Annotated in this window: 17 protein-coding genes and 1 tRNA gene; 1 reads left to right on the top strand and 17 read right to left on the bottom strand. The window is 58.8% G+C overall.

The genetic code is table 11. The features are described from left to right. Positions 1 to 155 precede the first annotated feature (155 nt). The 3 genes from fusA to rpsL form a co-directional block, all read right to left on the bottom strand. The gene (gene fusA / locus Q1A91_RS23290) at positions 156 to 2,276 is read right to left on the bottom strand and encodes an elongation factor G (protein WP_299883184.1); all 2,121 of its coding nucleotides are present in this window, start codon (positions 2,274 to 2,276) and stop codon (positions 156 to 158) included. A gap of 74 nt (positions 2,277 to 2,350) precedes the next feature. After that, the gene (gene rpsG / locus Q1A91_RS23295) at positions 2,351 to 2,821 is read right to left on the bottom strand and encodes a 30S ribosomal protein S7 (RefSeq protein WP_093917767.1); all 471 of its coding nucleotides are present in this window, start codon (positions 2,819 to 2,821) and stop codon (positions 2,351 to 2,353) included. 96 nt (positions 2,822 to 2,917) lie between these two features. After that, positions 2,918 to 3,289, bottom strand: a complete 372-nt coding sequence (rpsL, locus tag Q1A91_RS23300; RefSeq protein ID WP_299883192.1) for a 30S ribosomal protein S12 — start codon at positions 3,287 to 3,289, stop codon at positions 2,918 to 2,920. A gap of 400 nt (positions 3,290 to 3,689) precedes the next feature. Between rpsL and Q1A91_RS23305 the strand changes: the two genes are divergently transcribed. Beyond that, on the top strand, positions 3,690 to 4,496 hold the full coding sequence (locus Q1A91_RS23305; protein WP_299883195.1) for a putative rhamnosyl transferase: 807 nt from the start codon (positions 3,690 to 3,692) through the stop codon (positions 4,494 to 4,496). Here Q1A91_RS23305 and Q1A91_RS23310 read toward each other — a convergent pair. The 14 genes from Q1A91_RS23310 to Q1A91_RS23375 form a co-directional block, all read right to left on the bottom strand. Continuing rightward, entirely contained in the window at positions 4,485 to 5,351 is an 867-nt protein-coding gene (locus Q1A91_RS23310) for a DMT family transporter (protein WP_299883198.1), read from the bottom strand. The genes Q1A91_RS23305 and Q1A91_RS23310 overlap by 12 nt on opposite strands. After that, entirely contained in the window at positions 5,352 to 6,182 is an 831-nt protein-coding gene (locus tag Q1A91_RS23315) for a glycosyltransferase (RefSeq protein ID WP_299883201.1), read from the bottom strand. A gap of 143 nt (positions 6,183 to 6,325) precedes the next feature. Then, positions 6,326 to 10,573, bottom strand: a complete 4,248-nt coding sequence (gene rpoC, locus Q1A91_RS23320) for a DNA-directed RNA polymerase subunit beta' (RefSeq protein ID WP_299883204.1) — start codon at positions 10,571 to 10,573, stop codon at positions 6,326 to 6,328. A 91-nt stretch (positions 10,574 to 10,664) separates the two neighbouring features. After that, positions 10,665 to 14,804, bottom strand: a complete 4,140-nt coding sequence (gene rpoB, locus Q1A91_RS23325; RefSeq protein ID WP_299883207.1) for a DNA-directed RNA polymerase subunit beta — start codon at positions 14,802 to 14,804, stop codon at positions 10,665 to 10,667. A 267-nt stretch (positions 14,805 to 15,071) separates the two neighbouring features. Beyond that, on the bottom strand, positions 15,072 to 15,446 hold the full coding sequence (gene rplL, locus Q1A91_RS23330) for a 50S ribosomal protein L7/L12 (protein WP_299883210.1): 375 nt from the start codon (positions 15,444 to 15,446) through the stop codon (positions 15,072 to 15,074). Positions 15,447 to 15,520: 74 nt separating this feature from the next. Further along, the gene (rplJ, locus tag Q1A91_RS23335) at positions 15,521 to 16,033 is read right to left on the bottom strand and encodes a 50S ribosomal protein L10 (RefSeq protein WP_299883213.1); all 513 of its coding nucleotides are present in this window, start codon (positions 16,031 to 16,033) and stop codon (positions 15,521 to 15,523) included. A gap of 311 nt (positions 16,034 to 16,344) precedes the next feature. Beyond that, positions 16,345 to 17,322: a glycosyltransferase family 2 protein gene (locus Q1A91_RS23340; RefSeq protein ID WP_299883215.1), complete on the bottom strand. Its 978-nt coding sequence runs from the start codon at positions 17,320 to 17,322 to the stop codon at positions 16,345 to 16,347. Between the two features lie 129 nt (positions 17,323 to 17,451). Beyond that, entirely contained in the window at positions 17,452 to 18,150 is a 699-nt protein-coding gene (gene rplA / locus Q1A91_RS23345) for a 50S ribosomal protein L1 (protein ID WP_299883218.1), read from the bottom strand. 1 nt (position 18,151) lies between these two features. Beyond that, positions 18,152 to 18,577: a 50S ribosomal protein L11 gene (gene rplK / locus Q1A91_RS23350; protein WP_299883221.1), complete on the bottom strand. Its 426-nt coding sequence runs from the start codon at positions 18,575 to 18,577 to the stop codon at positions 18,152 to 18,154. Between the two features lie 195 nt (positions 18,578 to 18,772). Beyond that, positions 18,773 to 19,672: a class A beta-lactamase gene (gene bla / locus Q1A91_RS23355; protein ID WP_299883224.1), complete on the bottom strand. Its 900-nt coding sequence runs from the start codon at positions 19,670 to 19,672 to the stop codon at positions 18,773 to 18,775. A gap of 84 nt (positions 19,673 to 19,756) precedes the next feature. After that, the gene (gene nusG / locus Q1A91_RS23360; RefSeq protein ID WP_299883227.1) at positions 19,757 to 20,290 is read right to left on the bottom strand and encodes a transcription termination/antitermination protein NusG; all 534 of its coding nucleotides are present in this window, start codon (positions 20,288 to 20,290) and stop codon (positions 19,757 to 19,759) included. 201 nt (positions 20,291 to 20,491) lie between these two features. Further along, positions 20,492 to 20,689: a preprotein translocase subunit SecE gene (gene secE, locus Q1A91_RS23365; RefSeq protein WP_299883229.1), complete on the bottom strand. Its 198-nt coding sequence runs from the start codon at positions 20,687 to 20,689 to the stop codon at positions 20,492 to 20,494. 51 nt (positions 20,690 to 20,740) lie between these two features. After that, complete coding sequence (locus tag Q1A91_RS23370) at positions 20,741 to 21,499, bottom strand: hypothetical protein (protein WP_299883232.1); 759 nt, start codon at positions 21,497 to 21,499, stop codon at positions 20,741 to 20,743. A gap of 139 nt (positions 21,500 to 21,638) precedes the next feature. Beyond that, positions 21,639 to 21,714: transfer RNA gene (locus Q1A91_RS23375), tRNA-Trp, on the bottom strand. Positions 21,715 to 21,744: the final 30 nt, after the last annotated feature.

The raw sequence follows: 21,744 nt of genomic DNA on the forward strand, positions 1-21,744 counted from the left end.
TGCCGTGGTCAACGTGGCCAATCGTGCCGATGTTGACGTGCGGTTTCGTGCGTTCAAACTTTTCCTTTGCCATGGTGTGGCTCCTTTGAATTTAGGTGATGGGTGCAAGCACCCATCCTACGTTGGGGTCCGGTGCGCCGCTGGGCGCACCTTGGTTAAGCGAATTTGGCCTGAATCTCGTCCGAGATGTTCTGTGGCACGGCCTCGTAGTGGTCGAACTGCATGGTGAAGTTCGCACGACCCGAAGACATCGACCGGAGGGTGTTGATGTAGCCGAACATGTTGGCCAGTGGCACAAAGGCGTCGATGGCAATCGCGTTACCGCGCGTGTCCTGACCTTGTACCTGACCCCGACGGGACGTCAGATCGCCAATGATGCCGCCGGTATAATCTTCCGGTGTCACCACTTCGACTTTCATGATCGGCTCCAGCAGCTTTGCGCCGGCCTTCTTCATGCCTTCGCGCATACCCATGCGGGCCGCGATTTCGAACGCCAGAACGCTGGAGTCCACATCGTGGAACTTACCGTCGACCAGGGCCACCTTGAAGTCGATCACGGGGAAGCCCGCAAGCGGACCGCTGTCCATGACGGACTGGATGCCCTTTTCAACACCGGGGATGTATTCCTTGGGAATCGAACCGCCGACGATGCGGGACTCAAACGAGTAACCTTCGCCCGGCTCGGTTGGCATGAGGATCATCTTGACCTCACCAAACTGACCAGAACCACCCGACTGCTTCTTGTGGGTGTAGGTCACTTCGGCTTCGCGAGAGATCGTCTCACGATAGGCCACCTGCGGCGCACCGATGTTTGCTTCAACTTTGAATTCCCGCTTCAGACGGTCCACGAGGATATCGAGGTGAAGTTCACCCATGCCCTTCATGATGGTCTGACCGGATTCCAGATCGGTTTCCACACGGAAGGAAGGATCTTCTGCCGCCAGACGCTGGAGGCCGATGCCCATCTTCTCCTGGTCGGCCTTCGTCTTGGGCTCAACCGCAATCTCGATCACCGGATCGGGGAAGGTCATCGTTTCCAGCACGACGGGATCGTTGACCGCGCAAAGCGTGTCACCCGTTGTGGTGTCTTTCAGACCAGCCAGCGCGATGATGTCACCCGCGAAGGCTTCCGTGATTTCCTCACGGTCGTTGGAGTGCATCATCATCATCCGGCCAACGCGCTCTTTACGCTGCTTGGTGGAGTTCAGAAGCGTGTCACCCTTGTTCAGCACGCCGGAATAGATGCGTGTGAAGGTCAGCGTGCCAACGAAGGGGTCGTTCATGATTTTGAACGCAAGGCCGGAGAACGCCATTTCGTCGTCCGCGCGGCGGGCGATGTCACGTGTTTCCGTCTCGTCACCGGGTTTAAAGCCCATGTAATCGACAACGTCCATCGGGGATGGCAGATAGTCGATCACAGCATTGAGCAGCGGCTGCACACCCTTGTTTTTGAAGGCGGATCCACAAAGCACGGGGATGAATTTGATTTCCAGCGTACCCTTACGGATCAGGCGGCGCAGCGTCGCAACATCGGGCTCATCGCCGTCCATCAGGTAGGCTTCCATCGCGTCGTCGTCCATTTCGACGGCAACTTCGATCATTTTGGCGCGCCATTCATCGGCTTGTGCCTTCAGGCTGTCGCGGATCGGGCGTTTCTCCCAGGAGGCGCCAAGGTCTTCACCGGCCCAAACCCATTCTTCCATGGTAACCAGGTCGACCATGCCCTCCAGCTCGGTCTCTGCTCCGATTGGGATCTGGATGGGGCAGGGTGTGGCACCGGTACGGTCCTGGATCATGTGCACGCAGTTGAAGAAGTCCGCGCCGATCTTGTCCATCTTGTTGACGAACACGATGCGTGGAACTTTGTACCGGTCAGCCTGACGCCAAACGGTTTCTGTCTGCGGCTCAACACCTGCGTTGGCGTCCAGAACGGCAACCGCGCCATCGAGAACCGCCAGGGAACGCTCAACTTCAATGGTGAAGTCCACGTGGCCGGGCGTGTCGATGATGTTCATGCGGTGCTTGGGTGTATCCGCAGTGGAGCCGTCTTCGGTGCGCTCCCAGAACGTGGTGGTCGCAGCGGAGGTGATGGTGATGCCGCGTTCCTGCTCCTGCTCCATCCAGTCCATGGTGGCCGCACCATCGTGCACCTCACCGATGTTGTGGGATTTGCCTGTGTAGTACAGGATACGCTCGGAACATGTGGTTTTGCCGGCATCGATGTGGGCCATGATGCCGAAGTTGCGATAGCGGTCTAGCGGATAGTCGCGTGCCATTTGAAAGCTTCCTCAGAAGTATGCTTTGAAAAGGGTCAAGGGCCGCGCGGATCGCGGCCCTGATCTTGGGAATTTTACCAGCGGTAGTGGCTGAACGCTTTGTTGGCGTCGGCCATCTTGTGGGTGTCTTCGCGCTTTTTCACGGCAGTGCCGCGGGATTGCACAGCATCCAGAAGCTCACCTGCAAGGCGCTCTTCCATGGTGTTTTCATTGCGCGAACGGGAGGCTTTGATCAACCAGCGGATGGCCAGCGCCTCACGACGCTCAGGGCGGACTTCGACGGGCACCTGATAGGTGGCACCACCGACGCGGCGCGAACGCACCTCAACGGAGGGTTTGATGTTGTCGAGCGCTTCGTGGAACACTTCGATGGGGGCGCGTTTGATCTTGTCCTCAACGCGGGTCATCGCGTTGTAAACGATACGCTCGGCGACGGATTTCTTGCCGTCGATCATCAGGTTGTTCATGAATTTGGTCAGAACCAGATCACCATACTTGGCGTCTGGCAGGACTTCGCGTTTTTCAGCGGCGTGGCGGCGTGACATGGTGTTGTCTTCCTTCGTGGTCTCGGTGGTGCGCAGTGAATGCGCACCCTACGGGTGGATGGGTAGGGCGCGCCTGCATGCGCACCACTGCTCAAATTACTTGGGACGCTTGGCACCATACTTGGAGCGACGCTGCTTCCGGTCTTTAACGCCTTGCGTATCAAGCACACCGCGCAGGATGTGATAGCGCACACCGGGAAGGTCTTTCACACGGCCGCCACGGATCAGAACCACGGAGTGCTCCTGAAGGTTGTGGCTTTCACCGGGGATGTAGGAAATCACCTCGAACCCGTTGGTCAGGCGGACCTTCGCAACTTTCCGCATCGCGGAGTTCGGTTTCTTGGGTGTGGTTGTGTACACACGGGTGCAGACGCCACGCTTTTGCGGGCACTGCTCAAGGTGCATGGATTTGGAGTATTTGCGTTTCGGCTGTCGCGGCTTGCGGATCAGCTGTTGGATCGTTGGCATTCCGGTTTATCCCCGTCTTGGCTCTCACATGGTGCACGAGGGTGGCCCCATGCGGTTTCAAATTCGGTGCCAACGCATGATGCGCGGCGGTGCGATGTGGACCCTTCACGCTGCGCAACCCTGCGCAAAGCAAAAACACCGCGACGTTCCCGTACCGAGGTGAACGAAGCGGTGGGGCACCAGAGGATCGGATCAGCAATAGACCGGATCTTGACCACATTAGATATGATTTCAACGCACAGAGCAGGACTCCAGCGTCGAGATAGCGCGCGTATAGAAGGTCAGGGGTATGCTGTCAACAGGTGCGCTGTCAGTGTCCTTCGGCGAAAGGAGTTGCCAGTGGCAAGCCAGTCCTCGCATAGTCTGCCAAACGGGCTGGCGGTGACAAAGGGGTTCTCTCATGCAGGCAATCGGGCTGTGTCGCTTTTCTTATCCAGCCTTGGGCGGTTTTCAGGTGGAACATGAGACCATCGAAGACCGGATTGCGTATCTGTATGACGACCGTCGGCTTGAAGAACGTTTCCGGCTGTTCGAAACCGTGGCCCTGCCTTGCCTGCGCGCGCAGACGGATCCCGATTTCAGCCTGATCATCGTGGTTGGAGATCAATTCCCGCCCCATCACCAACATCGCCTGGAAACCATGATTGCCGATGTCCCGCAGGCGTTGATCCATCGCGAACCACCGCGCAGGCAGCGCGAAGTGATGAAAGAAATCCTGAACGACGCCCGCATCGCGCCAGGCAAGCCGTGCCTGCAATTCCGTTATGATGACGATGACGCCGTTGCCGTCGATTTCATCGAGAAACTGCGACAGGCCGCATCGGATTGTGCGCCGCTGCTGAAGCGACACAAATCCGTTGCACTGGATTGGAACCAGGGTTTCATTGCGGAATTTGGTGCAGATGGCATTGCCGCCGCTGAGGTTTACCGGCCCTTCAATGTTGCGGCGCTTGGCATGTACGTCAAAGGCAACTGCCCCCTGACCATCATGAACTTCAACCATCACAAACTGCCGCAGTTTATGCCAGCCATCAGCCTGCCTGATCCTGCGATGTATGTGCGCAGCCACAACGCCTACAACGATTCGCGTCAGGGTTTTGTGAAAGGGGTGACGGTTGAGCCACTCACTCCCGAGGGGGAAGCACAGTTCCGCAACCGCTTTGCCATCGACGCTGACCGCGTGCGTCAGGCTTTCTCAACCGCGTGACGCTTTACCTTCACGGTACAACGTGAAGGCCCCGGTGCCGACGACAATCGCCGCCCCCAACAGGGTCCAGTTATCCGGCCATTCTTCAAAGACAAACCATCCAAGGATCAACGCGCACACCAGCCCGGTGTAGCGGAACGGCGCCACGAAAGAGACCTCCCCCACCCGCATCACGCGGATAGAAAAATAGTACCCCCCCAGAATGAAGATCGCCGCAGCCGCGATCAGCAGGCCATGCGCACCGCTGACCGGGGCCCAGGGTTGGAAGGTGGATACTATCCCTGCCCCCGTCATGACTGTCATTGCGGAAATCAGGGTGACACTGATGGACGGCACATCGGGTGACAGCTCCCGCGTGACCAGATCCCGGACGGTGACGCAGCAAACCGCACCCACCGCATATAGCGACCAGATCGTGAACCCGGCGGCCCCCGGTTTCACAATCAGCAGAACACCGACAAATCCAATCGCAATCGCCGTCATGCGGCGCCACCCAACCGCCTCGCCCAGCACCACGGCAGAGGCCAGCGTGACCGTCAGCGGCAGCGCTTGCAGAATGGCCGTGGCATTGCCAAGCGGCATGTTGAAAAGCGCCGACAGAAACAGGAAAGTGGCGGTAACCTCAGCACAGGACCGCAACGCGATCAGCACCCAATCCCGAGGGGCAATGTCAAAGTGCATCCTGCCCAACCGCCCGCGCGCGCCCACAATAAGAAGCGTTGTCAACACGCCGCGCAGAAAGATCAGCTGAAACAGCGGTACGGCACCTTCCGTCATCTTCACCAATGTGTCGTTGAAGGTGAAACAGGCCATGGTGGCCATCATGAGCACCGCACCGCGCAGGTTCGGCGACATTTACCCGCTGCCCCCGGATTTGAGCCCTGCCAGCATCTCATGATTCAGGTCAAAACCCTCCCGCAGGCATCTGCGGATACCACGCGGGCGCAGCGTGCCCGCCCGCCCCGTCGGGGACGCGCCGGAATCGTTGTCCTGATGCACGGATCTGATCCACATCGGCTGCGTCACTTCGGTATAGCAGTCGTAATACTGCATGAACTGGCGGTGGTTCCGGCGAAAGACCGTCGCGGCATCGCCCTTTCTGGCGACCATCGCCAACCCAATGCCAAGCGGCGCGCGCTCATACCATTCGCTCACCGGCTCTTCGGCATCCGCATCAAGGTAGAGGCCGCGGTTAAAGGCAATCACGAAAGCATCATCGGTGTCGCGCATCCCCAACATATGAGTGCCAATCCTGCGCACCCGGCCAATCGTCTCACGGTGCATGGCGTCATCGTCATCCTGCCGGAAGGTGGCGATGTGGGTGGCGTCAGGATCGTCTGGCAGCGCATTATATGCGGCCTTGACCGCCTGAATGTGGATCATCGGCGGCAATGCGATCAGATGCGCGGCATTAAACCCATCAAGCAGCGATTCCAGACGGGATCGGGCCTGCGCCGGGAAGTCCTCTCCGATCAGGATACCGACGGTAAAATCCTGATCTTCCTGCAACTTCAATGAATGCAGGGCCAGCCGCTCAAACAGGGCAAAGCGCCGGTCCAGACGGGCGGGCGCGTAGAGCATCTCCCGCGTCTTCTCCATTCCTTGGGTGGATTTGGCGAAGCCGTTTTCAGACAGGTAAGAGAACCTCAGCAGTCCCTTGATCTGTATCTTGTGATTTTCCGCCATGCGCCGCGCCCCGTGTCTTTGGCCAGACGCTACGGGATGGTGCAGTGTGAGGGAAGGGGGTTGCGCGCACTGCCGCACAAAGAAAAGCCCCCGCATCTGGTGGGATGCGGGGGCTTCTCAATCCGTCACTGGAGGAGACGCGATTACTCGCGGCTCTCGTCGTCCATGATCACCGTGTCGAAGACATCGCCACCGACGATGTCGCTCTCCTCGGCCGCTGGTGCAGCAAGTGCTGCGGCGGCTTCGGCTTCTTCACGGCGCGCTTCGATCACCACGTTGTCGCGATCCTGCGCAACCTTGCGCATCTGCTGCGTCGCACCGCCGGTGCCCGCAGGGATCAGACGGCCCACGATGACGTTCTCTTTCAGGCCGACCAGCTTGTCCTTCTTGCCCTGCACCGATGCCTCGGTCAGCACGCGTGTCGTCTCCTGGAAGGAGGCGGCAGAGATGAACGAACGGGTCTGCAAGGACGCCTTGGTGATGCCCAGCAGGATCGGCTCGCCCTTGGCCAGACGCCCGCCCTTGGCAGCCGCCTTTTCGTTGGCAAGGTCGAACTCCTGCTTGTCGACGTGTTCCCCTTTGAGCAGCGTGGTGTCGCCGCTCTCCTGGATTTCCCACTTTTGCAGCATCTGACGCACGATGACTTCGATGTGTTTGTCGTTAATCTTCACACCCTGCAGGCGGTAGACGTCCTGCACTTCGTCGATCATGTAATCCGCCAGCGCTTCGACACCCATGATGGACAGGATGTCATGCGGCGCGGGGTTGCCGTCCATGATGTAGTCGCCCTTCTGGACAAAATCACCTTCCGCAACCGGAATGTGTTTGCCCTTCGGCACCATGTATTCGACCTTGTGATCCGCATCCTCGGAGGACTCAATCGCGATACGACGCTTGTTTTTGTAGTCCTTGCCAAAGCGCACATAACCGTCGATTTCCGCGATGATGGCGTGATCCTTGGGGCGGCGTGCCTCAAAGAGTTCGGCCACACGCGGCAGACCACCGGTGATGTCCTTGGTCTTGGCACCTTCACGCGGAATACGCGCGATGATGTCGCCTGCCTTGACCTCGGTCTGATCCTCGACGGACAGAACCGCATCCACGGACATCGGATAGGTGACCGGGTTGCCCGCATCATTGCGCACAGGCTCCCCATCTTCGCCGACCAGAATGACCTCTGGCTTGAGCTCATTGCCCTTGGGTGCCGCACGCCAGTCGATCACGATCTTCTGGGTCATGCCGGTTGCATCATCGGTTTCATCCTTGACCGCGATCCCGGACACGAGGTCCACGAACTTCGTCATACCGGATTTCTCCGCAATGATCGGCAGTGTGTAGGGATCCCATTCGAACAGCTTGTCACCACGGGAAACCGTATCGCCGTCCTTGACGAAGAGCGTCGTGCCGTAGCCGATCTTGTGGCTGGCCCGCTCTGCCCCGTCTTCACCGACGATCAGCATCTTCATGTTCCGGCCCATCACCATAATCGCGCCTGCGGCGTTCTCAAGGGTCTGTGCGTTCTCGAACACGATCTTGCCTTCCTGAGATGCCTCAAGGAACGACTGTTGGCCACCTTGGGCAACGCCACCGATGTGGAAGGTCCGCATCGTCAGCTGTGTGCCCGGCTCACCGATGGACTGCGCCGCGATGATGCCCACCGCTTCGCCCTGGTTCACCAGCGTACCACGTGCAAGGTCACGACCGTAGCACATGGCGCAAACGCCCTCTTCGGCTTCACAGGTCAAAGGCGAGCGGATGCGTGCAGACTGCACTGCCGCTTCGTCGATCATGTCGGACATACGCTCATCAATCAGCGCACCTTCAGCGGCCAGCACCTCGTCGGTACCCGGACGCAGAATGTCCTCTGCCGCCACACGGCCCAACAGACGCTCCGCCAGCGAGGAGACAACCTCACCGTCATTGACAGCGGCCTCAGCGGTGATCGCAGCCTCGGTGCCGCAATCGTGCATACGCACGATGCAGTCCTGCGCCACGTCCACCAGACGACGGGTCAGATAGCCCGAGTTCGCCGTTTTCAGAGCCGTGTCTGACAGACCCTTCCGCGCACCGTGGGTGGAGTTGAAGTACTCAAGAACGGTCAGACCTTCCTTGAAGTTCGAGATGATCGGCGTCTCGATGATGTCGCCGTTCGGCTTGGCCATCAGACCACGCATACCGCCCAGCTGCTTCATCTGCGTAACCGAACCACGCGCACCGGAGTGGGCCATCATGTAGACCGAATTCGGCTCCATTTCAGCGCCGTTCTCATCCGTCCGCTCAGCCGAGATCGAGCCCATCATCGCGTCGGTGACCTTGTCGTTACACTTCGACCAGGCATCGACCACTTTGTTGTACTTCTCACCCTGGGTGATCAGACCGTCCATGTACTGCTGTTCGAAATCCTTGACCTGTTCGCGGGTCTCATCGACCAGCGTCCATTTGCTGTCAGGGATCAGCATGTCATCCTTGCCGAAGGAAATTCCGGCTTTGAACGCCTCACGGAAACCCATGGTCATGATCTGATCGCAGAAGATGACGGATTCTTTCTGCCCGCAATACCGGTAAACGGTGTCGATGACCTGCTGCACTTCTTTCTTGCGCAGCAAACGGTTGACCAGGTCAAACGGCGCCTTCGCATTCAAGGGCAGCATCGCGCCCAGACGCACACGACCGGGGGTCGTGTCGAAGCGTTTCATGACCTCGTTGCCTTCGTCGTCGATCTGCTTGATCCGCGCTTTGATCTTGGCGTGCAGATGCACTTCGCCCGCGTCGAGGGCATGCTGCACCTCGTCCACGGTGCCAAAGATCATGCCTTCGCCCTTCATACCCTCACGCTCAAGCGTGGTATAATAAAGACCAAGGATCATATCCTGCGAGGGCACGATGATCGGCGCGCCGTTTGCAGGCGACAGAACGTTGTTCGTGGACATCATCAGAACACGCGCTTCCAACTGCGCTTCCAGCGACAGTGGGACGTGCACAGCCATCTGGTCACCGTCAAAGTCGGCGTTGAACGCCGAACAGACCAGCGGGTGAAGCTGAATGGCTTTACCTTCGATCAACACAGGCTCGAACGCCTGAATGCCAAGACGGTGCAGCGTCGGCGCCCGGTTCAGCATGACAGGGTGTTCGCGGATGACTTCATCCAGAATATCCCAAACCTCGGGACGTTCCTTTTCCACCAACTTCTTGGCTTGCTTTACGGTGCTGGAAAGCCCTTTGGCCTCCAGCCGCGAGTAGATGAACGGCTTGAACAGTTCCAATGCCATCTTCTTGGGCAGACCACATTGGTGCAGCTTCAGTTCCGGCCCGGTCACGATGACCGAACGACCAGAGAAGTCGACGCGTTTGCCCAAAAGGTTCTGACGGAAGCGGCCCTGCTTGCCTTTCAGCATGTCGGACAGCGATTTCAGCGGGCGCTTGTTGGCACCCGTGATCACCCGGCCACGGCGGCCGTTGTCGAACAACGCATCCACAGATTCCTGCAACATCCGCTTTTCGTTACGGACGATGATGTCAGGCGCGCGCAGCTCAATCAGACGCTTGAGACGGTTGTTCCGGTTGATCACACGACGATAGAGATCGTTGAGGTCAGACGTCGCGAAACGGCCACCATCCAGTGGGACCAGCGGGCGCAGTTCTGGCGGGATCACAGGGATCACGGTCAGAACCATCCACTCAGGTCGGTTGCCAGATTCAAGGAAGGACTCAACCACCTTCAGGCGCTTGATGATCTTCTTGGGCTTGAGTTCACCCGTGGCTTCTTTCAGCTCTTCGCGCAGCTGGTCTGCCTCGGCCTCAAGGTCGATGGCGGCCAGCATTTCGCGGATCGCTTCGGCACCGATGTTGGCGGTGAACGCGTCCATGCCGTAGGCATCCTGCGCGTCCATATACTCCTCTTCGGTCATCATCTGACCGTAGGTGAGGTCCGTCAGACCGGGTTCGATCACCACGTAGTTCTCGAAATAGAGCACCCGCTCCAGATCACGCAGCGTCATATCCAGCATCAGACCGATGCGGGACGGCAGCGATTTCAGGAACCAGATGTGCGCAACGGGCGCGGCCAGTTCGATGTGGCCCATCCGCTCGCGGCGGACCTTTTGCAGCGTGACTTCCACACCGCATTTCTCGCAGACAACGCCGCGATATTTCATGCGCTTGTATTTGCCGCAGAGGCATTCGTAATCCTTGATGGGCCCGAAGATACGCGCGCAGAACAGGCCGTCCCGCTCTGGCTTGAACGTGCGGTAGTTGATGGTTTCGGGTTTCTTGATCTCACCGAAAGACCACGACAGGATCCGCTCTGGCGACGCCAGAGAGACCTTGATTTCGTCAAACACCTTTGGGGGTGTGAGCGGGTTGAACGGGTTGTTTGTCAGTTCCTGGTTCATTTTCAAATCCTTGAAAGGGGTGCGGACGATGGGGAACGGTGGGTTTCACCCACCCTACGTAGGGTGGGTGAAACCCACGCGCCGTTGATGATCACTCATCTTCCTCCGCATCCAGGAGTTCCATATTCAGGCCGAGGCCGCGCACTTCCTTGACGAGAACGTTAAAGCTCTCCGGAATGCCCGCTTCGAAATTATCCTCGCCCTTCACGATGCTTTCATAGACCTTCGTCCGGCCCGCAACGTCGTCCGACTTCACCGTCAGCATTTCCTGCAGGGTATAGGCAGCGCCGTAGGCTTCGAGCGCCCAGACTTCCATTTCCCCGAAACGCTGACCTCCGAACTGCGCCTTACCACCCAGCGGCTGCTGCGTGACGAGGGAGTATGGCCCGGTAGACCGCGCGTGGATCTTGTCGTCCACCAGGTGGTGCAGCTTGAGCAGGTACTTGACGCCAACGGTCACAGGACGCGCAAACTGCTCGCCCGTACGACCGTCAAACAGCACCGACTGACCGGATGTATCGAACCCAGCGCGGGTCAGCGCGTCGTTCACATCCGCTTCCTTGGCACCGTCAAACACCGGCGTCGCAATCGGCACACCGCGTGTGACATTGCCCGCCGCTTCCACCAGCGTCTCCTCGTCCATGCCTTCCAGACCTTCGGAATACACGTCCTCACCGTAGGCGATGCTCATCGCTTCGCGGACAGGTGTCAGATCACCGGAGCGTTTGTACTCCTGCAAAGCCTCATCAACGTTCAGACCCAGACCGCGTGCGGCCCAGCCCATGTGCGTCTCAAGGATCTGACCGACGTTCATACGCGACGGCACGCCCAGCGGGTTCAGACAGAAGTCCACCGGTGTCCCATCGGCGAGGAACGGCATATCTTCCATCGGCACAACCTTGGAAATAACACCCTTGTTGCCGTGACGGCCGGCCATCTTGTCACCCGGCTGCAGCTTGCGCTTCACCGCGACGAAGACTTTGACCATCTTCATCACACCCGGAGGCAGATCATCGCCGCGACGGACTTTCTCGACCTTGTCCTCAAAACGTGCATCCAAGGTCCGCTTCTGGATCTCGTACTGCTCGTTCAGGGCCTCGACGATCTTGGCGTCATCCTCATCCTCAAGGGCAAGCTGCCACCACTGACCGCGGGTCAGTTGATCGTCCAGCAGATCCTCGGTAACAGGGCTGTTGGATTTGACGCCCTTGGGGCCTTTGACAGCCACCTTGCCCAGCAGCATCTCACGCAGACGCGCATAGATGTTCCGATCCAGGATTGCCAATTCGTCGTCGCGGTCACGGGCGAGGCGTTCAACTTCCTCACGCTCGATCTGCAATGCACGCTCGTCCTTCTCAACGCCGTGGCGGTTGAACACGCGCACTTCGACAACCGTGCCGAAGTCACCCGGTTTCACCCGCAGCGATGTATCGCGCACGTCCGACGCTTTCTCACCAAAGATGGCGCGCAGGAGTTTCTCCTCCGGCGTCATCGGGCTTTCGCCCTTCGGTGTGATCTTGCCCACAAGGATATCGCCCGGCTCCACGTCCGCGCCGATGTACACGATGCCCGCCTCGTCGAGGTTGCGCAGCGCTTCTTCACCGACGTTCGGAATGTCGCGGGTGATTTCTTCTGGCCCCAGCTTGGTGTCACGGGCGGCGACTTCAAATTCCTCGATGTGGATCGAGGTGAAGACGTCGTCACGGGAGACCCGCTCAGAGATCAGGATGGAGTCCTCATAGTTGTAGCCGTTCCAAGGCATGAACGCGACAACCACGTTCTTGCCCAGCGCCAGTTCACCCATGTCCGTGGATGGACCATCGGCAATCACCTGACCCTTTGTCACCGTCTCGCCCACACGCACCAGCGGACGCTGGTTGATGCAGGTGTTCTGGTTGGAGCGCTGGAATTTGCGCATGCGGTAGATGTCCACACCCGCATCGCCCAGCTCAAGGTCTTCGGTGGCCCGGATCACGATCCGGCTTGCGTCAACCTGGTCGATCACGCCTGCGCGTTTCGCCATGTAGGCCGCACCGGAATCCCGTGCCACGACTTCTTCGATGCCTGTCCCCACAAGCGGTGCTTCCGCCTGCAAGAGGGGCACAGCCTGACGTTGCATGTTGGAACCCATCAAAGCACGGTTCGCGTCATCGTTCTCAAGGAACGGGATCAGCGAGGCCGCGACGGAGACCAACTGCTTGGGGGAAACGTCAATCAAATCAACATTTTCCGTGGGAGCCAACGTATAGTCGCCCGACTGACGGGTGGAGACCATTTCATTGACGAACTTCATGTTCTCATCAAGGTTCGCGTTGGCCTGCGCCACGGTGTGGCGCATTTCCTCGGTCGCGGACATGTAGTGAACCTCATCGGTCACCTTGCTGTCCTTGACCACACGATACGGCGTTTCGATGAAGCCATACTTGTTCACACGGGCGAAGGTCGCCAGAGAGTTGATCAGACCGATGTTCGGCCCTTCCGGCGTTTCAATCGGACACATGCGGCCGTAGTGCGTCGGGTGCACGTCGCGCACCTCAAAGCCCGCACGCTCACGTGTCAGACCACCTGGCCCAAGCGCCGAAAGGCGACGCTTGTGCGTGACCTCAGACAGCGGGTTGGTTTGGTCCATGAACTGCGACAACTGCGAGGAACCGAAGAACTCACGCACAGCCGCCGCAGCAGGCTTCGCGTTGATCAGGTCCTGCGGCATCACAGTGTCGATTTCGACGGACGACATGCGTTCCTTGATCGCACGCTCCATGCGCAGAAGACCGACGCGGTACTGGTTCTCCATCAATTCACCGACGGAGCGCACACGACGGTTGCCAAGGTGGTCGATGTCGTCGATGTCGCCACGGCCATCGCGCAGATCCACCAGCGCCTTGATGCAGGCCACGATGTCATCGCGGTCCAGCGTGCGCTGCGTGTCTTCCTTGTCGAGTGCGAGACGCATGTTCATCTTCACGCGGCCAACCGCGGACAGATCATAGCGTTCTGAATCGAAGAACAATGTGTCGAACAGGGCCGAGGCCGCTTCAACGGTGGGTGGCTCACCCGGACGCATGACGCGGTAGATGTCCATGAGCGCGGTATCGCGGTTCATGTTCTTGTCGTTAGACATCGTGTTGCGCATGTATGGACCGACGGTGACGTTATCGATGTCCAGCAGCGGAATGTCGGTGATGCCCGCATCCACGAGTTCCTTCGCGGTGCCGCCGATCAGCTCACCGTCTTTGTCGTATTCCAGCGTCAACTCGTCCCCGGCTTCGACATAAATCGCACCGGTTTCTTCGTTGATGATGTCTTTGGCGACAAACTTGCCCTGAATGTGATCAAACGGCAGCAGCAGTTCGGACACGGAACCTTCGTCGATCAGCTTTTTGACCGCACGTGGAGTGACTTTCTTGCCCGCTTCGAACAGAACTTCGCCGGACTTCGCATCCACGATGTCATAGGTCGGACGGGTGCCGCGCACACGTTCGGGGAAGAACGGGGCAACCCAGCCTTTGTTCTTCTTCAGCTTGTAGTTCACCGTCTCGTAATACGCGTCCATGATCGCTTCCTGATCAAGACCCAGCGCATAAAGCAGCGTGGTCACAGGCAGTTTGCGGCGACGGTCGATGCGCGCGAACACGATGTCCTTGGCGTCAAACTCAAAGTCCAGCCAGGAGCCGCGATATGGGATGATGCGGCAGGCGAACAGCAGTTTGCCGGAGGAGTGGGTCTTGCCCTTGTCGTGGTCAAAGAACACGCCCGGAGAACGGTGCATCTGGGAGACGATCACCCGCTCCGTGCCGTTCACGATGAATGTGCCGTTCGGGGTCATCAAAGGCATGTCGCCCATGAAGACGTCCTGTTCCTTGATGTCCTTGACGGATTTGGCGCCTGTGTCCTCATCCACATCAAACACGATCAGACGCAGGGTGACTTTCAGCGGCGCAGAATAGGTCATGTCGCGCTGCTGGCACTCTTCCACGTCGTACTTGGGCTTTTCCAGCTCATACTTGACGTATTCGAGGACGGAGGTCTCGTTGAAGTCCTTGATCGGGAAGACCGACTGGAACACGCCCTGGATGCCATCGCCATCCGTGGGGGTGTCGGCATCGCCGGAATTCAGGAACAGGTCATAGGAGGATTTCTGGACCTCGATGAGGTTCGGCATTTCCAGAACTTCGCGGATTTTGCCGTAGTATTTGCGTAGACGTTTCTGGCCAAGGAAGGTTTGTGCCATGTGTCGTGTCACCTTTCGTGTCTCTTGCCTGAACGCTGCCACCGGGGCCGTGGTGCGCTCATCAGAGCGGAGCAATCTGGGTCAATGCTGAGGCGCATCCCACCGCGCCTCTTCCGACCTGTTAGACCTCTCCAGAAGGAGGCTTTGCGCAAAAGCCTCCTTCAAGACAGGTTTGGCTGGACAGGGATTGCTCCCCATCCAGCCATGTTTTTCGCGCGCACGCGTGGGTTCCACCCACCCTACGTAGGGTGGGAACAACCCACCGCCTTACGCCAGCTCGACTTCCGCGCCAGCTGCTTCCAGCTTCGCTTTGACGTCTTCTGCTTCGGCTTTGTCCACGCCTTCTTTGATCTTGCCGCCGGCTTCGACCAGGTCCTTGGCTTCTTTCAGGCCCAGACCGGTGATGCCGCGCACTTCCTTGATCACGTTGATCTTGGAGGCGCCTGCGTTCTTGAGAACGACGTCAAATTCGGTTTTCTCCTCAGCAGCGGCACCGCCACCGTCAGCAGGACCCGCCATCATCACAGCGCCGCCAGCGGCGGGCTCGATGCCGTATTCGTCCTTGAGGATTGTTTTCAGTTCTTGTGCTTCAAGCAGGGTAAGACCAACGATCTCTTCTGCCAGTTTCTTCAGATCAGCCATGTTTAGCTCTTTCCGTTAACGATATGTGTGTTCCAACGCGTGCAATCAACCACCCGCCAGTTTGACGATTACGCTTAAGCCGCCTTGTCCTCGATCGTGGACAAGATGGATGCGATATTGCTTGCAGGTGCGCCAATGGACCCAGCGATGTTGGAAGCAGGTGCGCCCAGCATGCCCGCGATGGTGGAGATAAGCTCCTCCCGCGAAGGCATCTTGGACACGGCTTCAACGCCAGCGACATCCAGTGCGTTCTCCCCCATGGAACCGCCAAGGATCACCAGCTTCGGGTTTTCCTTGGAGAATTCCTGAGCAACCTTGGCCGCAGCCACAGGATCCTCGGAATAGGTCAGAACGGTCATACCCGTCAGAAGGTCAGCAATGCTTGCGCATGGCTTTCCCTCAAGGGCAATCTTGGCGAGCCTGTTTTTTGCAACACGCACAGCACCACCCGCGTCACGCGCACGTGCGCGAAGGTCCTGCATTTCTGCAACTGTCAAACCGGTGTAGTGGGAAACCACAACCACGCCAGAGCTTTCAAAGATCTGGCCGAGCTCGTCGACCAACTGTTCTTTTTGTGCTCTATCCACAGTTTCACTCCAGTAAGGGAGGGTTGCCCCTCCGGCTCAGTTCTGCCGGGATCAGGTCCCGACAATCGGGTCCTTACGGGGGCCGGACGCATCGCCGCGGATGGTGTGAAACCAGTCCGAAGAAATAAATTCCATTTCCCGTCTCAGGCAGGAATTATGCCCTTCAAATCAAAGGCACCCACCGTCTCGGACGAAAAGCAATAAGAGCGCGACGAATCGCGCTCTGACTACCTGTGGGCCAATTACGCCTTTGCAAAGGAATTTCCAACCCCTCTCCCCTTGTTTTCAGGCAAAAAGGCATAATGCTGCTGTCAGGAGGGATCCTCTGCATAGCGCACAGCCGTGTGCAGAGCGTCCACATGTGCCGGAAAATACTGCCTGATCAGTGCCTCGCGGTCCATATCCAAGGCAAGGCATGCGCCACAATCCGCCAGTTCCGCCAGCCGCGCATTGTCAAAAACGTGCATCTGATCATACAGCGCCCGCAATGCCGGTTCGGGATCCTCCAGCGCCAGCATCTCATTCAGCACCACCTTGATGCGTCCGGGAAAGCCGCTCGACGCCAGCCGCCAAGGCAGTTTGGCGCGCCAGATGTCATAGCCCTGGTCAAAGAAGTGCAGCAGATAGGCGCCCTCCGCCGGACCCAGCACCCGGTCCATCACAACCGTCCCGTCGGGGTGCTGCATGAAGTGCTGGCGCATGGTCAGCCCGGTTTGCCCAGCGCGGTTCGCCGTCTTGCCGATTGTATGCCCGCTCAACCCCTGCCGTTTCTGCATCAACCCGGCCTGCGGGCCATAGACCCGCCGCACCTCTGGCCGCGACATCGCCAGTCGGAACTGCGCCGCACCGGGCACCTCGGGGCTTTGAATGTGCTCCGCGGGCTGAAACGTGACCGAACGGATGTCCTTTGGGGTGGCTTCCAGCTCTGCGCGCAAGGTCCGGCCTTTGAGGTGCAGCAACTCATCGCCATCCACATAGAAAAACCAACCCGCGCTTTGCAGCTTGTAGAAATGGCTCATCACAAGGTTTTGCCTGCGGGCGAAACGCACTGCCGGGTTTATGCCAATGCTCTGCCAGAACGCTTCCGTACAGGGGATGCAGTCCACATTCGGATGGTCTTTCAGGATCGCGATCGCGGCGTCATCGGGATCATCGAAGGACAGAATGATCCGGTCCGCGCCTTCGCGCAGATACCAGCTGACGAAATGCAGCGTGACCGGCAGGCTCTCCCGCAACACGCAGCCAACGGTCAGGAAGGACCCGCCCTGATGCTGTGGTGTGCTGCTCAATCGCCCTCTCCTTCTGCGTGGCCAAATCTGACGGGCGGGCGGTCAAATAGCAAAAAGGCGGACCAGTACGGCCCGCCTTTCCGATCAAGTGTCGCACCTGCACCACAACGCAGCAGCGCGGGGACGTGATTATTCGCTGACCGCATCCTCAACAGCCACGGAGACACCGGGGCCCATGGTGGAGCTCAGGTTGATCTTCTTCATGTAGGTGCCTTTGGTGCCGGATGGCTTGGCCTTGGCAACTGCACCGACAAAGGCGCGCACGTTCTCTACCAGTTTGGCTTCGTCAAAGGACAGTTTGCCAACGCCCGCGTGGACGACACCGCCCTTTTCGGCCTTGAACTGCACTTCACCGCCTTTGGCGGCCTTAACGGCGTCCGCCACATCCATGGTCACCGTGCCCACTTTGGGGTTTGGCATCAGGTTGCGCGGGCCCAGCACCTTACCCAGACGACCCACGATGGGCATCATGTCTGGTGTGGCGATGCAGCGATCAAACTCAATGGTGCCGCCCTGGACGGTTTCCATCAGGTCTTCTGCGCCAACAATGTCTGCGCCAGCCGCCTGGGCTTCTTCAGCCTTGGGGCCACGGGCAAAGACAGCCACGCGCATGGTCTTGCCGGTGCCGTTTGGCAGGCCGACCACACCACGGACCATCTGGTCTGCGTGACGGGGGTCAACACCGAGGTTCATCGCGATTTCGATGGTCTCATCGAACTTGACCTTGGAGTTCGCTTTGATCAGCTTCACCGCTTCTTCGACGGTCATATCTGCCTTGCCTGCGAATGCTTCGCGGGCGGCAGTGGTACGTTTTCCGAGTTTTGCCATCTTACTTTACCTCGATGCCCATGGACTTCGCAGAGCCCAGAATGATCTTCATCGCCTGATCCACGTCATTCGCGGACAGGTCCACCATCTTCGCTTCCGCGATCTCGCGCAGTTGCTTGGTGGTCACGGAACCAACGGTTTCGCGCGATGGCGTTTTCGCACCGGAATTCACCTTGGCGGCTTTCTTCAGGTAGTAGGACGCAGGTGGCGTCTTGATGTCCATCGTGAAGGACTTGTCCTGAAAGTAGCTGATCACGGTGGGGCACGGCGCACCGGGCTCCATGTCTGCGGTCTTGGCGTTGAACGCCTTGCAGAATTCCATGATGTTGATGCCGCGCTGACCCAATGCAGGGCCGACAGGTGGGGACGGGTTGGCTTGCCCCGCCTTGATCTGCAACTTCATCGTACCGACGAGTTTCTTGGCCATTGGCCTTCTCCTTTTCCAACGCTCTCGGGACGCGTCCCTTGAGGTCTATGTTGTGTGGTCTGGTCTGCACATCGCGATGCGCGCGCCTCCCACAAAGATGAATCGCCCTCTCAGGCGACTGGCGTTCGTTATAGGGGGATGGCTGCCATTGCAAGGATGGATTGCACGGATGCCCCTGTGGATTGACCCATTGCCCTATTGAATGCGCTGCCCGATGACCTCCATCACGGCCGCCCCGATGCGTGCAACCGCCGCATTTCGTTTGTCCCAGCTGGCAGGAGTGTCAGAAACGAAGATCGCCACCAGATAAGGCGTGCCCATGGGCGGCGTGATCATGGCCACAACGTTGCGGGTGTGATGACGCCCGCCACCGGACTTGTCCACCACATCCCAGCCCTTTGGCACGCTGGAGCGGATCAGCGCGCCGGTCACAGCGCCATGGCGCATCCATTCGGCAAGCTGTGCGCGTGACAAAGGCGCCAACCCGTCGCCCAGCAACATTGCTTCCCAGGTAGACAGGATCGCAGTGGGTGATGTGGTATCGCGGTAATCGCCCGGCACAAACCTATTCAGATCAGGCTCCACCCGGTCGAGGCGGGTCACGTCATCCCCGACATCTGCAAGATATGACATGACACCCCCGACACCGCCCAGCCGCGCGATCAGGAGGTTGGCGGCGGTGTTGTCGCTCCAGTCCAGCGCGGCAAGACAGAGCGCACCAATCGAAATCGTCTCGCTGACATGCTCCTTCGTGACAGGCGCGTAAGTGAGTATGTCTTTCGAATGGATCTCGATACCTTCCTCAAGCGCAAGCGTGCCCTGATCCAAACGGTCCAGGATGGCTCCGCACAAGACAGATTTGAACACGCTGGCCATAAGAAACCGTTCGTCTTGACGATGCCCCCAGGACCAGCCCGCTGCTGTATCAACGATCAAGACGCCAACGCGCGCATCCAGCGTTGTTTCGATGTCTGTGATGACCTCCGCCACCTGACGCTCAGCTGCCGTCTCAGCAGAAATCGGCGTGCTCAGGCAAAGCAGGAAAGCAAACAGAATGGCGATACTACAGGGTGTCTTGGCAAGTCTCAAAAGCATGAATGCCACTTAGAGCACCCTGCCCGGCCTGCCAATCGAACATGGCATCGGCGCGCGCGTTTTCGCGCAGCGCAGTCTGCCGGATCAGCCTTGCTTGCTGACCTGCGTATACTCAAGCTCAACCGGTGTCTCACGGCCAAAGATCGACACGGAAACCTTCAGGCGCTGGTTCTCGTCATCCACTTCTTCGATCATACCGTCGAAGTCTTCAAACGGACCATCGGCAACTTTGACCTTCTCACCCACTTCAAAGTGGATCAGCGTGCGTGGCGCGTCTTCGCCTTCCTGCACACGGCCAAGGATGGCCTGCACTTCGGCATCGCGCATCGGCATCGGGCGGCCTTGCGGGCCCAGAAAACCGGTGACGCGATTGATGGAGTTGATCAGGTGATAGCCCTGATCGGACATCTCCATGTGGACCAGCACGTAGCCGGGCATGAAACGCCGTTCTGTCGTGACTTTCTTGCCGCGACGCACCTCGATCACCTCTTCAGTGGGGACCAGCACTTCGTCGATCTGTTCTTCCAGCCCGTGCTCTTCGGCAGATGTGCGGATCTGTTCCGCAATCTTCTTCTCGAAATTGGACAGGACGCTGACTGAATACCACCGTTTTGCCATGTCTACCTGAGCCTCTGCTTTGGATGGCTGTCTGTTGCCATCAGTCCGTTGTTCACACCGGGGTGCCCCGGCCCATCTGAATAAAAAAGCGGCGCGCAAGTTGATTCTTCGCGCGCCCAATCAGATCAGGACTGCGGAGTAGCGCGCGGCGGCGCTGACTTCAAGCGATTATATCCGCAAATGCCGACACGCCAATGGCGTTCAGCCGAACATGCCCAGAATGCTGTTCAGCCCACCGCGGATCAGAATATCCACAATGGCAAAGAACACGGCCGTCAGTGCGGCAAGGATGAAAACCATCACGGTGGTCAGCATCACCTCACGCCGGGTCGGCCAGACAACCTTCGCCACTTCGGCGCGGACCTGCTGGATAAACTGGAGCGGATTGACGGTGGCCATGTTGCGTTCCTTGCTAAGTTAAGGCTGACTTAGACGTTGCCGCATCCCAGTTCAAGCCTGCAATGAATCCGCCTTGTTTTCACGTATGTCTTTCAGCCGACGGTCCAGAGCAGCCTCATGCCGCTCTTCGGCGGCGGCGATCTCCTGAAAATCAGGCAGGTACAGGCCATCAACCGTGCCGTCGGGAAACCTGTCCAGCACCGCGTCCCACTTCATCGCGAACCGATCAAGCCGGATGTGCATCTCGGCAGCCCGCTCAGGATTGCGGCCTGCGTACCAACGCGCAACGGCCATACCGCGCTGCCAGAAACCGTCATACCCAAGGATCAGGAAGACCCCCACGAAGATCAGCAAGCTCAGCAACACGATGCCAACGACCAGCCAGGGGCGGAAGAATACAAGCAGCGCCAGCGCGGCGATGATCATGTGCTTTGGCGTCGGGCGGTAACCTTTGACGCGCGCAACATAGGGAGCGGCAAGCTTTGACATCCTGCCCGGCGCACGGGGCGCCTTTTGAGGCTTTTTCGGCTTTGCTGTGGGTTCAGGCGCAGCGGAGATCGGTGGCAGCCGATCCCGTTTTTCCCCCTTGGAAGCAGGCATTGCCGTGGCAATCGGTTCTGCCGGCATCGCCTCCTGCGGGCGGGGTGCGGGTTCGGGTTCAGCGGCGGGCGCGTCGTCCTCCAGCATTGACCGGATCGCCGCCATCGATTCCGCATCCAGTGGTGCGTCTTCTACGGCTGGGTTGATCTCAGGCCCCACAGCAGATGTTTCATCCACTCTGGCGTCACTATGTCTCGCGTTTTCGCTCATCATCGTCTCTTTCCCAGGTGCCGCCCCCGTGTACACTTCGCTTGCGGCCATTCCGGGGCAAAAAAGAGGCGAAAATAGGGCGAGACGTGCGCAAACGTCGCACTTTACTGCGCAAAAACACAAACCATATGAGGGGAGCTGGCAGGGGCTGAGGGACTCGAACCCACGACCCTCGGTTTTGGAGACCGATGCTCTACCAACTGAGCTAAACCCCTCTGCCGACACACGGAGTATTCGCAATTGGT

Origin of the sequence: uncultured Sulfitobacter sp. (genome assembly GCF_947500075.1) — a bacterium.
Classification (GTDB): domain Bacteria; phylum Pseudomonadota; class Alphaproteobacteria; order Rhodobacterales; family Rhodobacteraceae; genus Sulfitobacter.